Below are 14,149 nucleotides of genomic sequence, written 5' to 3' on the forward strand. Positions count from 1 at the left end.
TGTGTTCTCATTGCTTTCTGGATCGTAATGGGCACTCATCATACCAGAGCGCCTATAGCGGATATAGCCTTGTCAACGATTAAAAATGCGGTTCAGCACAAAAATAAGACAGATTACCGTGCTGCGCCATACGTGCGAGGATGCCTTAGGTTAAGCCCTGAAAACCGCCTCGGGCAGCAGCGCGTTGATGAATAATCCGCCGAATGAGGCAGAAGGTGTCAGCCGCATTCGCAAACAAAGAATTAATCTGGATCAGGGCCAGGTTAGGTTTGCACACGATTTTTTCTTACCACAGGATGGCGCGCCGCGTCTTTTGGTTTACACTGCGGGGCATTAACGTTTACAGGGAATGCACTATGTTGCGATATTTAAACCAATGTTCGCGGGGTCGCGGTGCCTGGTTATTATTGGCCCTTTCCGCTCTGGCGTTGGAACTGACAGCATTATGGTTTCAGCATGGTCTGGGCTATAAACCCTGCGTCATGTGTATTTACGTGCGTTGCGCGCTTTTTGGCGTGATGGGCGCAGGCATCCTTGGCTTCCTGATGCCACGTTCGCCGGTTCGACTGGTGGCGATTGTGTTATGGATATACAGCGCATGGGAAGGCCTGCGCCTTTCTTACGAACACACCATGATCCTGCTGCATCCGAATCCCTTTGTAACCTGTGACTTTGCCGCCCGCTTCCCCGCCTGGTTGCCGCTGGATAAATGGTTGCCATCAGTATTTGTCGCCAGCGGCGATTGTTCGGAACAGGCCTGGCGCTTCTTATCACTCGCCATGCCACAGTGGATGATCGGCATCTTCGCGGCTTATCTGCTGGTGGGTGTGCTGGTGTTGCTTGCTCAGCCGTTTAAACCTAAACGCCGCGACTTATTCGGTCGTTAATCCGTTAAAAGGCTGCCAGGGGCAGCCTTTATCGTCAGGACTTAGCCATTCCGGTCAGGGCGATCGATAATATGATCTTCCCAGTCGCGCACTTCACTTTCCCGCACTGCAATGTAACGTACAGAAATTCGCTGCGCATGCATCGCATTTTTTGAGCCCGTCAGCAGCGGATGCCAGGCAGGCAGCGGCTTCCCCTCGCCCAGTAAACGGTAGGCACAGGTGCGCGGTAACCAGTCAAAGGTGGTCAGATTTTCGCGCGTCAGCTTGATACAGTCTTCTTCATATTCAAAGCGACGCGCATAGTTACGGCACTGGCAGGTTTTGATGTTGAGCTGATTACAGGCGACATTGGTGAAATAAATTTCATCCGTGTCCGCGTCCTGAAGTTTGTTCAGACAACACTGACCACAACCATCACACAAGGATTCCCATTCCTCATCGCTCATTTGTGCCAGGCGTTTGTGTTGCCAGAAAGGGGTTTCAGTCATGATGATTGTCCAGATTTAGCGTAAACCGCACCTTATAAAGCGATCAGCACGCTGATGCAAGTTTTACAGCACGCGCGTACTGATTCCGTGACCGGCAAAGTAGACTTCCAGCGTGTCGCCTGACCGCATTGGGCCCACCCCTTCTGGCGTACCGGTCAAAATGACGTCGCCAGCATGTAGCGTAAAATACTGACTCATATGGGCAATCAGCGGCAGGATTTTGTGAATCATATCTGACGTATTGCCATCCTGACGGACTTCCCCGTTTACCACCAGCTTCAGATCGGTATTCTGGGGATCGCCCGTAAACTCCGCGACCGGTATGAAACCTGACAGCGGACAGGCGTTATCAAATGCTTTTGCTTTTTCCCAGGGTTGTCCGGCTTTTTTTAAGCCCGCCTGCAGATCGCGCAGCGTCAAATCCAGCGCCACACCATAACCGGCAATGGCTTTCGCCACGTGCGCTTCGCTGGCCTGTTTTAGCGTGGTGCCGATCAACACCGCCAGCTCGACTTCATGATGCACTTCACCAAAGGCATCAGGAATGGATAAAGGCTGCCGCAGATCGCACAAGGCCGAAGCCGGTTTAATAAAGATAACCGGTTCGGTCGGCGTCGCACTGCCCATTTCTTTAATGTGTTTCGCATAGTTGCTGCCCACGCAAACCACTTTGCTGACGGGATAATCTAACAAAGCGCCTTGCCAGTTACGATGCTGATACATGCTAATCCCCTGTTTCATGATGCCGGACGGTGAGTCTTCGACGGTTAAAAAGCATACAGGGCAGCACCGCACAGCGCTCCCCTGCGTAGCCATTGCGATGATTTAACCTGACAGATGCGCAGGAATTGTCAACCTGCCCGCCAGGCTATTTGTGCGTCAGTACAGGAAAACGCGGTGCGGCAGGTTACCGGGAAGGGGAAAACAGCGGCGCTGCACAATTAATATTCAGCGCGGATGCAAAATATAAATTTGCTGTTCACTGCCGCACATCAATAATATTAACGGAACAATCCGAGTTAATCTTTTTTGTCCGCCTCAAGATGGGTTTTTAACAAACTTTCAATCGGCGGAGGAATTTGCAAATAATATCCCTGCTCGCTTAACCCCTGCTTAACTTTATTGATGTCGGCGTTGGCCAGCTTGTCGCGTTGGGCAAGGTTAATCACCATGGCCAACTGCGGTTTACCAAAGCCTTTCAACAGCGCGTCAGGCACGCGCGAAAAATCGTCTTTTTTTTCAACATAAAGATAAGTCTGGTCACGGACGGGACTTCTGTAGATCACACAAAACATATTTTTTACTCGAATTAACCCGCGCTGAGGCTTGTTTGAATATAGCGCTAACTATAACATGCTTGCAGTACTTCGAATATTCGCCGATCGCGCTTTAACGATGCTTTTATCATCGCTTAGCACAGGGTAGTAAAACAGGACTGAGTCGGGACAGATGCCGCAATCGCCAATCGAATTTAAGGGAAGCAGTTTTACCTTGTCTGTTGTTCATTTGCATCACCATGAGCCAGAGGTGATCCGCAAAGCGCTTCAGGACAAAATTGACCAGGCACCCGATTTCCTGAAAAACGCACCAGTGGTGCTGAATGTTGCGGCACTCAATGCCGCCGTAAACTGGAAACAGATGCTGCAGGCGGTAAGCGCTACGGGACTGCGTATTGTCGGTGTCAGTGGCTGCAAAGACGAGGCGTTGAAAAAGCTGATCGCCCGTGCCGGTCTGCCGGTGCTGGCAGAGGGGAAAGAGAGCCAGAAACGTGAGGAGCCAAAACCTGAACTCAAACTGGTTGCTGCGGAACCTCTGGCCGCGAAGACACGCATCTTCAATACACCGGTCCGTTCAGGCCAGCAAATCTATGCCCGTAATGCGGATTTGATTGTGACCAGTAGCGTCAGTGCCGGTGCAGAACTGGTCGCTGACGGCAATATCCATATTTACGGCATGATGCGTGGTCGGGCGCTGGCAGGCGCCAGCGGCGACAGAGAATGCCAGATTTTTTGTACCAACCTGTCCGCAGAGTTGGTTTCTATCGCCGGGGAGTACTGGATTATGGATCAGATCCCCGAAGAATATTTTGCTAAAGCAGCGCGGCTTTGCCTTCAGGATGGCGCGCTGACTATCCAGACACTTAATTAGGCCCCTTTTCTTTCGTTAAGGAAATCAATATTTATGGCACGCATTATTGTAGTTACATCCGGTAAAGGGGGCGTTGGTAAGACCACGTCAAGCGCGGCCATCGCCACCGGTTTAGCGCAGAAAGGCAAGAAAACGGTTGTCATCGACTTTGATATCGGCCTGCGTAACCTTGATTTGATCATGGGCTGCGAGCGCCGGGTTGTTTATGATTTCGTGAATGTTATTCAGGGTGATGCCACGCTGAATCAGGCCCTGATCCGCGACAAGCGCACTGAGCAGCTGTATATTTTGCCTGCCTCACAAACCCGTGACAAAGACGCGCTGACTCGCGAAGGCGTCGAGAAAGTCCTGAATGATCTTGCGGAGATGGAGTTCGATTTTATTGTTTGTGACTCCCCTGCGGGCATTGAAACCGGTGCGTTAATGGCGCTCTATTTTGCCGATGAAGCCATCATCACCACCAACCCGGAAGTCTCTTCGGTTCGCGACTCTGACCGTATTCTCGGTATCATTTCGTCCAAATCACGCCGTGCGGAAACCAGCCAGGAGCCGGTTAAAGAGCATCTGCTGCTGACCCGCTATAACCCGGGTCGTGTTAACCGTGGCGATATGCTGAGCATGGAAGATGTGCTGGAAATTCTGCGCATACCGCTGGTCGGCGTCATCCCGGAAGACCAGTCTGTGCTGCGTGCCTCAAACCAGGGTGAACCCGTGATTCTGGACGCGGAGTCCGATGCGGGTAAAGCCTATGCCGATACCGTTGAACGGTTGCTCGGTGAAGTTCGCCCCTTCCGCTTTATTGAAGAAGAGAAGAAGGGTTTCCTGAAACGCCTGTTCGGGGGATAAACCATGGCATTACTCGATTTCTTTTTATCCCGGAAGAAGAACACTGCCAACATAGCCAAGGAACGGCTGCAGATTATTGTGGCAGAACGGAGAAGGGGCGACAGTGAGCCCCACTATCTTCCGCAACTCAAGCGCGACATTCTGGACGTGATTTGCAAGTACGTGAAGATTGATCCGGACATGGTGACGGTTCAGCTTGATCAGAAAGGAGATGATATCTCGATTCTGGAACTGAACGTCACCTTACCTGAAACGGAAGACGTAACGAAATGACGCGTCTGGTTTCCTGAGATTCCCCTGCGCAGTAGCAGGGGAATTTTTTTATATCTCGGCAAGTATCTCGCTAATGCCGGGTTTCAGAAGCGCACCGCGCCAGCCTGCCAGCAGTTCGGGCTCACGGTTCTGTGGCTTTAATCCCCAGTGCTGACTCAACACCTGATTAATCTGTCGACGTGATGCCAGCAGTTCCTGGCTTAATCCGCTCTGTTCACTGACCTGCTGTACCAGTGCTTTAATCGCTTTAAAAGCCCGTTTGTAATGCACGTGATCCACCAGATTCGCTAACGGCGGCGGTAACGCACTGTCCTCCAGCGCGGCGGCTTCAGCAACCCGCGCCAGCATTGCCCTGCCGTGGAAACGGATCTCGTGGCCGGACAGGCCCAGATGGTCTAACTCCCCTTGCGAGCCCGGCATAAAGCGCGCCACTTTCCACAGGTTTTCTTCACGCACCACAAAATTGACCGCCATGTCTTTTTCGCGGGCAACGTTAAGCCGCCATGCCGCCAGGCGCTGCAGCGCGGCCAGTTGACGCGGACGCAGTTGCCAGGCGTTGGTGATGTCCCGCCATGCGTCCTCGGGATCAAGCACATCTAAACGGCGCTGACACAGGTTTTCACATTCGCTCAGTGCCGCCGTCACGTTCCCCACCTGCTCCACCTGCGCCATCAGCTGATGCGCAATGGGCAGCAGGTAATGCACATCCGCTGCGGCGTACTGACACTGCCGCTCAGTCAGCGGACGGGCCAGCCAGTCGGTCCGGGCTTCACTTTTGTCTAATTCCACCTGAGTGAAATGCGCCACCATTGAGGCAAAACCCCAGGAAAGTGGCTGACCGCTGAACGCCGCCAGAATCTGTGTATCGATCATGGGCTGTGGCAGTACCCCAAAGCGGTGCAAGAACACTTCCAGATCTTCCCCCCCGGCGTGCAAAAATTTGGTCACGCGGGTATCCGTTAAGAGCGCAATAAACGGTGACCAGTCACGGACAGGTAACGGATCGATCAGGACTAACTGCTCGCCATCAAACAGCTGGATTAACCCCAGCTGAGGATAGTAGGTCCGGGTACGGACAAATTCGGTATCCAGGGCGACAGCCGTATGCTGGCGTGCTTTTTGACACACCCCGGCCAGGTGATCATCGTTATCGATCAGAGAATAGTTCACGTTCAGTTTCCACCGCAGCTGACAACGTGCGGTGCTCCATGTTAAAAGCAATAAAAACGCCGGACAGTGCCGGCGTTCAACCTGAATCCTGACGGCGAATCAGCTTGCGCTGGTTTTCACCTCGTCGCGCAGTTCACGACGCAGAATTTTTCCTACATTCGTTTTAGGCAGTTCATCACGAAACTCAACAATCCTGGGCACTTTGTAGCCTGTCAGTTGACGGCGACAATGGTCCAGCAGCTCTTCTTTGGTCAGCGACTGATCTTTCTTGACCACACAAACCTTCACCGCTTCACCGGACAACTCACTCGGCACACCGATGGCTGCCGCTTCACGCACTTTCGGATGCTGCATCAGGACATCTTCTATCTCATTAGGATAGACGTTGAAGCCCGAAACCAGAATCATATCCTTTTTGCGGTCAACGATGCGGATAAATCCTTCGTGATCAACGGTAACAATATCGCCGCTGTGGAGCCAGCCATTTTTCAGGACCTCTGCCGTGGCCTCCGGATGCTGCCAGTAACCCAACATTACCTGCGGCCCACGAATGCATAATTCGCCGGGCTCACCAGTGGGGACTTCATTACCGTTTTCATCCAGAATAATGACATCCGTTGAGGGAACCGGCAAACCAATACTGCCGGTGTGGCAGTTAATGTCGTAGGGATTAACCGACACCAGTGGGGAACATTCCGTCAGCCCATAGCCTTCCAGCAGATAGTGCCCGGTCAGTTTTTCCCAACGTTCCGCCACTGCTTTTTGCACCGCCATCCCCCCGCCCGCGGACAGACGTAACGTCGAGAAGTCAAGTTTGTTAAAATTATCATCGTTGAGTAAGGCATTGAACAGCGTGTTCACGCCGGTTATCGCCGTGAAAGGATACTTCGCCATTTCTTTCACAAAAGCGGGAATGTCGCGCGGATTGGTGATCAATACGTTTTGCCCACCCAGTTCCACGAACAGCAAGCCATTCACGGTCAGCGCAAAGATATGGTAGAGCGGCAAGGCCGTCACGACGCACTCTTTGCCGTCGCGGAGTAACTTGCCATACGTCGCCTTGGTCTGCTCAAGGTTTGCCTGCATGTTTCGGTGCGTCAGCATCGCACCTTTCGCGACGCCGGTCGTCCCGCCCGTGTATTGCAGGAATGCCAAATCATCATTACTGACCTGTGGACGTCGATACGGCATTGACGCGCCCGTTTCCAGCACATGGCGAAACGATATCGCCCCCGGCAAATGATACTTGGGCACCAGCCGCTTCACATACTTCACCACAAAATTCACCAGCGTGGCTTTTACCGGTGCCAGTTGATCCCCCATCCGGGTCAGCACCACATGTTTGACCGCCGTATCAGCGACGACTTTTTCCAGCGTATGTGCAAAGTTCGACACGATGACGATCGCACTGGCACCGCTGTCATTTAGCTGATGCTTCAGTTCACGCGGGGTATAAAGCGGATTGACGTTAACCACGACCATGCCGGCCCGGAGCACACCAAACAGCGCGACCGGGTATTGCAGCAGGTTCGGCATCATGAGCGCGACGCGCGCGCCCGGTTGTAACCTGAGTTCGTGTTGCAAATATGCCGCAAACGCCCGGCTTTTCTCGTCCAGTTGGCGGTAGGTCATTTTTTGACCCATGTTGTAAAATGCGGGCTGTCCGGCGTAACGCACGACAGCCTGCTCAAATAAATCGACCAGAGACGTATAACGATCAGCATTAATTTCGGCAGGGACGTCTGCCGGGTAGCGTTTCAGCCAAACCTTATTCAAGGATTCACCCCGATAATCTTGTTGTGTACTCATCGCCGCCTCAACAATCGTATTTGTTAACAATATTTTAACTGATTGTACCAGTTTGCTCTTATTGGCATGTTGAGGTTGCGAAGCCCATCACTAAATTTCGTGTTGGTTAATGATGCAAATAAAAAGCCCGGTTGCGAGCACCGCGACCGGGCCTGTTCAAAACGGATGTCACACTATTGCGTGAGGATGGTCTCGACCTGAGCCGGACCGGGGTTGTACATGCCCCAGTAAGGATTCGGCCCCCAGTAACCACCACGATGGCGCGTGGGGCCATACCAGATCCAGGGATCGAGAGGCTCTGGCGGTGACACGACCTGACGGGTCAAATGCCAGCGCTGGTAACCCCGAACGTCAACGACCACAAACGAGTAGTTTGCTTCGCCGATTTTACCGGGCTCCGTTCCCTTAATCGTGCCGAGAACGGTGACGTACTGGTCTTTGACATCCGTCGGGTCAACAAAACCGGGAATGTCGGCATAGATACGCCCTACCGAGCTGGCCCCCAGCACCGGGCGCGCGCCGTCATCCAGCGGCTGGGTCGCAATTTCCAGCCGGGTTTTGCCATTGCGGTTAATTACGTTGACCACTTTACCGCCAAAGCGCGACTCCTGGCCGACATAGAGGGCCGGATTGCTCATCACCCGCAGTAAATCCTGCTGGGGCAACGCTGAGTTACCTTTAATCGTATCCGGTACGGAAACACAACCACTTAACACCAGGGCGCAGACCAACATCACACCGGCAACGCCTCTACGACACATTGACATAGACATTCTCCTGAAGGTTGATGTTTAGAGTGCCCCGATAACAATAAGTTGCGTTGCCTGTCAGCGGCCCGGCAGTTTTTTCCATGCCACTTCATTACGCAGATAGGTTGGCTCTGCCTGTTCGGGCAACACGGTTTGCCCCTGTGCTAAGGCGCGCGCCGCCAGGGGCAACATGTCCTCAGCCGCTGGCAGCAAAACGCCGCTGTCTTTGAGCTGGAGTGCATGGCCCTGCTGCAGTACCGGCCAGGCCTGCCATCCGGTGCCGGCGGTATACCACTCCCCGCTCAGCGCCTGCATGCGCTCCAATGCGGCCTCGGGCGTAAGCACGCTTTCCGTTACTTCCCCTTGCCAGATACCGTCCTCATCGCGCTGATATTCTGCCCAGTACACTTCACCCATGCGCGCATCAATTGCGGTGAGTACCCGACAGGCACCGTGCTGACGCCAGGCGCCCTGCGCCAGCGTGGCCAGGGTGGAAATACCCGCCATCGGTAACGCCGCGCCGAGTGCCAGCCCCTGGGCAATACCAATCCCGATACGCACGCCCGTAAAACTGCCGGGCCCGCGACCAAAGGCCAGCACATCGAGTTCGGTGAGTTCCAGTTGCTGAGCCTGCAGCAGCTCGGCGATCAGCGGCAAAATGCGCTGTGTGTGATCGCGCGGCGCAATTTCAAAACGTGCGTCACTCTCTTGCCCGTTAAGCAATGCCGCAGAACAGGCTTCTGTCGCTGTATCCAGCGCTAAAATTCGGACCGACATATCGACCTCTGAAGATTCAAAACGGCGCGCATCTTAGCACACAATTACGCGCCAGGTTGCTGATGAATAAAGGCAATAGCTTGCGCAAGATCACGCGTGCGTGGTGTGGGCGGCAGACTGCTCAGAAAAAGTGCGCCGTAGGGCCGTGACACCAGCCGCTGGTCGCAGATGACCAGAACGCCGCGGTCGTCCGTATCACGAATCAACCGGCCCACGCCCTGTTTTAGCGTAATCACGGCATCCGGCAGTTGCACATCGCTGAAGGGATCGCCGCCGCGGATGCGGCAATCTTCCATCCGGGCCTTAAGCAGCGGGTCCTCTGGCGACGTAAACGGCAGCTTATCGATAATGACCAGCGACAGCGCATCTCCCCGCACATCCACGCCTTCCCAGAAGCTGCTGGTCGCCACCAGCAAAGCATTCCCTTTATCGATAAACTCTTTGAGCAACTGTCCTTTGCTGGTTTCGCCCTGCACCAGCACCGGCAATGTCATGGAGGCCCGGAACTCGGCGGCCAGCTCACGCATCATCAGATGAGAAGTGCATAAAAAGAAGCAGCGGCCTTTGTTCGCCTCGATCAGCGGCTTCATCATTTTTGCCAGCTGACGCGCGCCACCGGGGCGATTGGGCTCAGGCAGATTGCGTGGCACACACAGCAGCGCCTGCCGCGCATAGTCAAACGGGCTGTTAAGAATCAGGTTTTTTGCCTGACTGACGCCCAGTCGCTCGGCAAAGTGGTCCATCTTTTCATCTACAGCCAGGGTGGCAGAGGTAAAAATCCAAGCCGCTTTACGGTTATCCATGACCTCGCGGAAACGTTCGGCAACCGACAAAGGCGTCAGCGCCAGCACAAAGTGACGCGATGTACATTCATACCAGTAGCTAAAGCCCGGTTCGCTGATGGCACGAATCCGTTTCAGTCGCGTGCGATAGAGCGCCGCGCGCTCAAAGGCCGCATCCAGCAGGGCAGAACGTCCAAGCGAAAGTTTGATCACGTCGTAACAGAGTTCCAGCGCATCATCCAGCAGCGTAAACATGCGCATGATGTTGTTATCGCTGAGGAGGTCGCGCAGGTTGCCGCGGTAGCCCGGTTCTCCCAGCGTCAGGCGAAAGTCCTGGGCACACTGGGCCAGACGGTCAGCGGATTTTTGCAACTGCTGAACGTCCCGCACTTCCGTGCGGTAGGCGATAATGATGTCTTTGGCGAGATCGGCTAACTGACGACTCGACAGCTGCTGACCAAAATACTGACTGGCGATATCCGGCAGTTGGTGCGCTTCATCAAAAATCATGACGTCCGCTTCAGGGATCAGTTCCCCGAATCCGCCCTCTTTTACCACCAGATCGGCCAGGAAAAGATGGTGGTTGACCACGACGACATCGGCGTCCATCGCTTTTTTACGTGCTTTAACGACGAAACAGTCTTTATAAAGGGGGCAGTCGCTGCCCAGACAGTTGTCGTTGGTGCTGGTAACCAGCGACCAGAGCGGACTGTCTTCGGTGACGCCGGCACAGGTACTGATATCGCCATCCGGGGTTTGCGAGGCCCAGCTGCGGAGCGTGACAAAATCCGTGAGAGCCTGAACGCTCATATCGCCCCCGGTCGCGGACTGCTGCTCCATACGCTCCAGGCACAGATAGTTGGACCGGCCTTTAAGCAGCGCAGTTTTACCGGTAAACGTAAGCGCTTTCGCAATGGTGGGGAGATCGCGCGCGTAGAGCTGATCCTGCAGGGCTTTTGAGCCCGTTGACACGATCACCTTTTTCTTCGCCCGCAGCGCCGGAGCAAGATAAGCGTAGGTTTTACCGGTGCCGGTCCCCGCTTCGACAACCAGTTCACCCTGATTCTGTACCGCCTCGGTGACCGCCTGCGCCATTTCACGCTGGGCCTCACGCGGTTTAAAGCCCGCAATGCCTTTTGCCAGCGCGCCATCAATTGCAAAATCGTCTGCCACGTACCCTCTCAATTACGGCCGAAAACACTGTATATTATGTCAGCATTGCAGCCCTGAAGGAAATCACAAACGGCAGCATTCTGCATGAAGTCTGCTGACCCGATGCGTTCAGTCAGTCTGACGGGCCAGGCCGCCCGTTATCGTCACGGACTGATGTAGAGCGCACCCGCAACCAGTATCGCCATCAGGACGACAAGCGTAAAAAAACCGTGTTTTGCGGTACGCGACATACCGACAAACGTGGCGATCACAATAAACAGCAGCGTCAGTGCCCCGAACATTACCCAAAAGAGATAGTGCGTATTGGCCATGCGTTAATCCTGATTGTTCTGAACAAGTAAGCGACGCTTTATACCACTTTTCGCTGACGGTTGCGCGACTGACGGCGACCGTCTTCTGCAAGGGATGACAATCGTACCGGGAATATGTCAGGCTAGGCGTTCAGAAAATCAGGAGAAGAAAATGAGCATTACGCGCGTTGATCCCGAACACCGTATGTCCGAAGCCGTTATTCATAACGACACCATTTATTACACCAGTGTGCCCGAAAACCTCGACGCTGATGCCGAGGCGCAAACGGCTAATGCGTTAGCGGTGATCGATGCCCTGCTGACACGCGTAGGCAGCGACAAAAGCAAAATCCTTGACGCTACCATTTTTCTGGTCGACAAGGCGGATTTCGCCGCGATGAATCGCGCCTGGGATGCGTGGGTTTCCCCCGATAACGCCCCGGTTCGCTGTACGGTCCAGGCCGGGTTGATGAATCCGAAGTATAAAGTTGAAATAAAAATTATCGCGGCCCGCTGATCCCGAGCCCCGGGCGTCAGCCTTCATCGTCCTCTTCGAAGCGCGCCCGGATCATTTCACCTGTATGGCTTTCACGTATCTCCTGTGCCACAAAGGTAATCGCTTCACCGCTGGACATCCCTTCGGCCATTAACTGTTGAATGCGCTCTACGGCGCGCTGCTGCTGATCGTGTGAGAGTGCGGGTAATCCTGTCATCATCATTTTCTCCTGTTAAGGGCTGTCATTATTTCATGGGGAACAAACAGGTGCCAGTCAGGGAAAAATATGTCAGTCTAACGGCCTTACTGATGTCAAATTTCGTGCTCAATGATCGTTCAAACTCATAACCTGTGTTATTCGCCCGACGCTATCACCCACTATTTTTCGCGCATTGCGCATTTACCCTGGGCGATGCTGCTTTCGTCCGGCCAGGCCAGTCACAGTGATAACCGTTTTGATATTTTGACGGCGGACCCGCTTACCACCCTGACAACCCGTGGCAGCATAACAGAAATTCAGCAGGGCGATCGCGTTGAAACGCATACTGACGATCCGCTCTCCTTATTACAACAGCAGTGTGATGCGCTGGGCGCTAAGCCACCGCGTCACCCCGATTTGCCCTTTCAGGGCGGGGCGCTGGGGCTGTTTGGCTATGATCTGGGGCGACGCTTTGAAACGCTGCCCGACACCGCCCTTCACGATCTGACTACGGCAGACATGGCCGTGGGCATCTATAACTGGGCACTGATTGCCGACCATCACCTCGGTAAACTCACCCTGGTCGCCCTGGACGATATCGCCTCGCGCCTTGCCTGGCTGGAAAACTGGCCCGAACGTGACGCGGCGACGTTTTCCCTTACCAGTGACTGGCGGTCAAACCTCAGCATAGACGACTACGCGGAACGTTTTAATAAGGTACAGGCCTATATTCAGGCCGGTGACTGCTATCAGGTCAATCTGGCACAGCGCTTCAGCGCCAGCTATCAGGGGGATGAATGGCGGGCATTTTGTATGCTCAACCAAGCCAATCGCGCCCCGTTCAGCGCATTTTTGCGCCTGCCCGACAGCGCCATTCTGAGCCTGTCTCCCGAGCGCTTCCTGGCACTGGATCAGCAGGTTATCACCACCCGTCCCATCAAGGGTACGCGTCCGCGTGCGGCCGATCCTGAGGCAGATGCGGCCCAGGCTGAAAGTCTGCGCACGGCGGCGAAGGACCGCGCAGAAAACCTGATGATAGTCGACCTGCTGCGCAACGATATCGGTCGGGTCGCCGTCGCGGGCTCCGTGCACGTGCCCGAACTGTTTGTGGTCGAGCCGTTCCCGGCAGTCCATCATCTGGTCAGCACTATTCAGGCCACGTTGCCGGATCATCTTCATGCCTGCGATCTGCTGCGTGCCTGTTTTCCCGGCGGCTCGATTACCGGTGCGCCTAAAATTCGCGCCATGGCGATCATTGATGAACTGGAGCCTCACCGCCGCAATGCCTGGTGCGGCAGCATTGGTTATCTCAGTGTCTGCGGCAGAATGGATACCAGCATCACCATTCGTACGCTGATTGCTGAGCGTCAGCATCTTTACTGCGCTGCGGGCGGCGGCCTGGTCGCCGACAGTGATATGGCCTCGGAATATCAGGAAACGCTGGATAAGGTCAGTCGCATTCTGCCTGCACTGGAAAAAGGAGCCTGAATGGCGCTGACGCTGGCTGATTTTCGCACCCGTTTTCTCCTGCAGCAGCCGCTGCATAACGCCCAGCCGCTGTCGGGGCGACATGCCGCTGTGTTAATCCCCGTCGTTGCCCGTCAACAGCCCGGCTTGCTGCTGACGCAACGTTCGCACGCCTTACGTAAACATGCCGGTCAGGTGGCCTTTCCCGGCGGGATGCAGGATCACGACGACAGCTCACTGGTGGCGACAGCGCTGCGAGAAGCGCAGGAGGAAGTGGGCATCGCACCCGATCGGGTTGAGGTGCTCGGCTGCCTGCCTCCGGTGACCAGCAGCACAGGTTTTCAGGTCACACCGGTGGTCGGCATTGTGCCTGCAACGCTCGAATTGCGCCTTAATCCTGACGAGGTTCAGAGCGCCTTCGAAATGCCCCTGACCGAAGCGCTTCGTCTTAGCCGCTACGCCGAACTTGACTATTATCGTGCCGGCATTCGCCACCCGGTGTGGCTTTCCCATTATCAGGGCTATCTGGTGTGGGGAATGACAGCAGGCATTATTCGTGCCCTGAGCCAGCAAATTGCATTTTAGTTGAGGGCGA

17 protein-coding genes are annotated in these 14,149 nt (G+C 54.6%); 7 read left to right on the top strand and 10 right to left on the bottom strand.

Annotation, left to right across the window (positions count from 1 at the left end):
* The first annotated feature begins 356 nt into the window (after positions 1–356).
* Positions 357–887, top strand: a complete 531-nt coding sequence (gene dsbB, locus C1N64_RS13955; protein ID WP_039343052.1) for a disulfide bond formation protein DsbB — start codon at positions 357–359, stop codon at positions 885–887.
* A 41-nt stretch (positions 888–928) separates the two neighbouring features.
* Here dsbB and C1N64_RS13960 read toward each other — a convergent pair whose 3' ends face one another.
* The 3 genes from C1N64_RS13960 to C1N64_RS13970 all read right to left on the bottom strand — a co-directional run bounded on the left by C1N64_RS13960 (position 929) and on the right by C1N64_RS13970 (position 2,670).
* Positions 929–1,375, bottom strand: a complete 447-nt coding sequence (locus C1N64_RS13960) for a YcgN family cysteine cluster protein (protein WP_033741898.1) — start codon at positions 1,373–1,375, stop codon at positions 929–931.
* A 63-nt stretch (positions 1,376–1,438) separates the two neighbouring features.
* Positions 1,439–2,098 carry a fumarylacetoacetate hydrolase family protein gene (locus tag C1N64_RS13965; protein WP_367143951.1) on the bottom strand — a complete coding sequence of 220 codons (660 nt, stop codon included), beginning with the start codon at positions 2,096–2,098 and terminating at the stop codon, positions 1,439–1,441.
* Positions 2,099–2,394: 296 nt separating this feature from the next.
* The gene (locus tag C1N64_RS13970; protein WP_006119443.1) at positions 2,395–2,670 is read right to left on the bottom strand and encodes a YcgL domain-containing protein; all 276 of its coding nucleotides are present in this window, start codon (positions 2,668–2,670) and stop codon (positions 2,395–2,397) included.
* A 154-nt stretch (positions 2,671–2,824) separates the two neighbouring features.
* Here C1N64_RS13970 and minC point away from each other — a divergent pair, with 154 nt between their 5' ends.
* From minC to minE, 3 genes are read left to right on the top strand one after another with little or no spacing between them, the layout of a single operon-like run.
* The gene (gene minC, locus C1N64_RS13975) at positions 2,825–3,523 is read left to right on the top strand and encodes a septum site-determining protein MinC (protein WP_394514893.1); all 699 of its coding nucleotides are present in this window, start codon (positions 2,825–2,827) and stop codon (positions 3,521–3,523) included.
* A gap of 33 nt (positions 3,524–3,556) precedes the next feature.
* Positions 3,557–4,369: a septum site-determining protein MinD gene (gene minD, locus C1N64_RS13980; protein WP_006119445.1), complete on the top strand. Its 813-nt coding sequence runs from the start codon at positions 3,557–3,559 to the stop codon at positions 4,367–4,369.
* 3 nt (positions 4,370–4,372) lie between these two features.
* A complete protein-coding gene (gene minE, locus C1N64_RS13985) occupies positions 4,373–4,642 on the top strand; it encodes a cell division topological specificity factor MinE (protein ID WP_006119446.1) in 270 nt (89 codons plus the stop codon).
* Positions 4,643–4,690: 48 nt separating this feature from the next.
* On the opposite strand, the gene rnd is transcribed toward minE, so the two are convergent.
* The 6 genes from rnd to C1N64_RS14015 form a co-directional block, all read right to left on the bottom strand.
* Positions 4,691–5,812 carry a ribonuclease D gene (gene rnd, locus C1N64_RS13990; RefSeq protein WP_394514894.1) on the bottom strand — a complete coding sequence of 374 codons (1,122 nt, stop codon included), beginning with the start codon at positions 5,810–5,812 and terminating at the stop codon, positions 4,691–4,693.
* A 99-nt stretch (positions 5,813–5,911) separates the two neighbouring features.
* Positions 5,912–7,588, bottom strand: a complete 1,677-nt coding sequence (fadD, locus tag C1N64_RS13995; protein WP_155489650.1) for a long-chain-fatty-acid--CoA ligase FadD — start codon at positions 7,586–7,588, stop codon at positions 5,912–5,914.
* 206 nt (positions 7,589–7,794) lie between these two features.
* Complete coding sequence (locus tag C1N64_RS14000) at positions 7,795–8,388, bottom strand: Slp family lipoprotein (RefSeq protein WP_033741905.1); 594 nt, start codon at positions 8,386–8,388, stop codon at positions 7,795–7,797.
* A 60-nt stretch (positions 8,389–8,448) separates the two neighbouring features.
* Positions 8,449–9,147, bottom strand: a complete 699-nt coding sequence (gene tsaB / locus C1N64_RS14005) for a tRNA (adenosine(37)-N6)-threonylcarbamoyltransferase complex dimerization subunit type 1 TsaB (protein WP_394514895.1) — start codon at positions 9,145–9,147, stop codon at positions 8,449–8,451.
* Positions 9,148–9,191: 44 nt separating this feature from the next.
* Complete coding sequence (locus tag C1N64_RS14010; protein WP_394514896.1) at positions 9,192–11,102, bottom strand: ATP-dependent DNA helicase; 1,911 nt, start codon at positions 11,100–11,102, stop codon at positions 9,192–9,194.
* Between the two features lie 143 nt (positions 11,103–11,245).
* Positions 11,246–11,413, bottom strand: a complete 168-nt coding sequence (locus C1N64_RS14015; protein ID WP_006119453.1) for a hypothetical protein — start codon at positions 11,411–11,413, stop codon at positions 11,246–11,248.
* Between the two features lie 151 nt (positions 11,414–11,564).
* On the opposite strand from C1N64_RS14015, the gene C1N64_RS14020 reads away from it, so the two are divergent.
* The gene (locus C1N64_RS14020; RefSeq protein WP_006119454.1) at positions 11,565–11,909 is read left to right on the top strand and encodes a RidA family protein; all 345 of its coding nucleotides are present in this window, start codon (positions 11,565–11,567) and stop codon (positions 11,907–11,909) included.
* A gap of 16 nt (positions 11,910–11,925) precedes the next feature.
* Here the strand turns inward: C1N64_RS14020 and C1N64_RS14025 are convergent, their stop codons facing one another.
* Positions 11,926–12,108 carry a YoaH family protein gene (locus C1N64_RS14025; RefSeq protein ID WP_367144013.1) on the bottom strand — a complete coding sequence of 61 codons (183 nt, stop codon included), beginning with the start codon at positions 12,106–12,108 and terminating at the stop codon, positions 11,926–11,928.
* Between the two features lie 108 nt (positions 12,109–12,216).
* On the opposite strand from C1N64_RS14025, the gene pabB reads away from it, so the two are divergent.
* On the top strand, positions 12,217–13,575 hold the full coding sequence (pabB, locus tag C1N64_RS14030; RefSeq protein WP_367143948.1) for an aminodeoxychorismate synthase component 1: 1,359 nt from the start codon (positions 12,217–12,219) through the stop codon (positions 13,573–13,575).
* A complete protein-coding gene (locus C1N64_RS14035) occupies positions 13,576–14,139 on the top strand; it encodes a CoA pyrophosphatase (RefSeq protein ID WP_006119458.1) in 564 nt (187 codons plus the stop codon).
* Positions 14,140–14,149: the final 10 nt, after the last annotated feature.

The sequence above is a fragment of the Pantoea sp. SGAir0215 genome, from assembly GCF_043543215.1.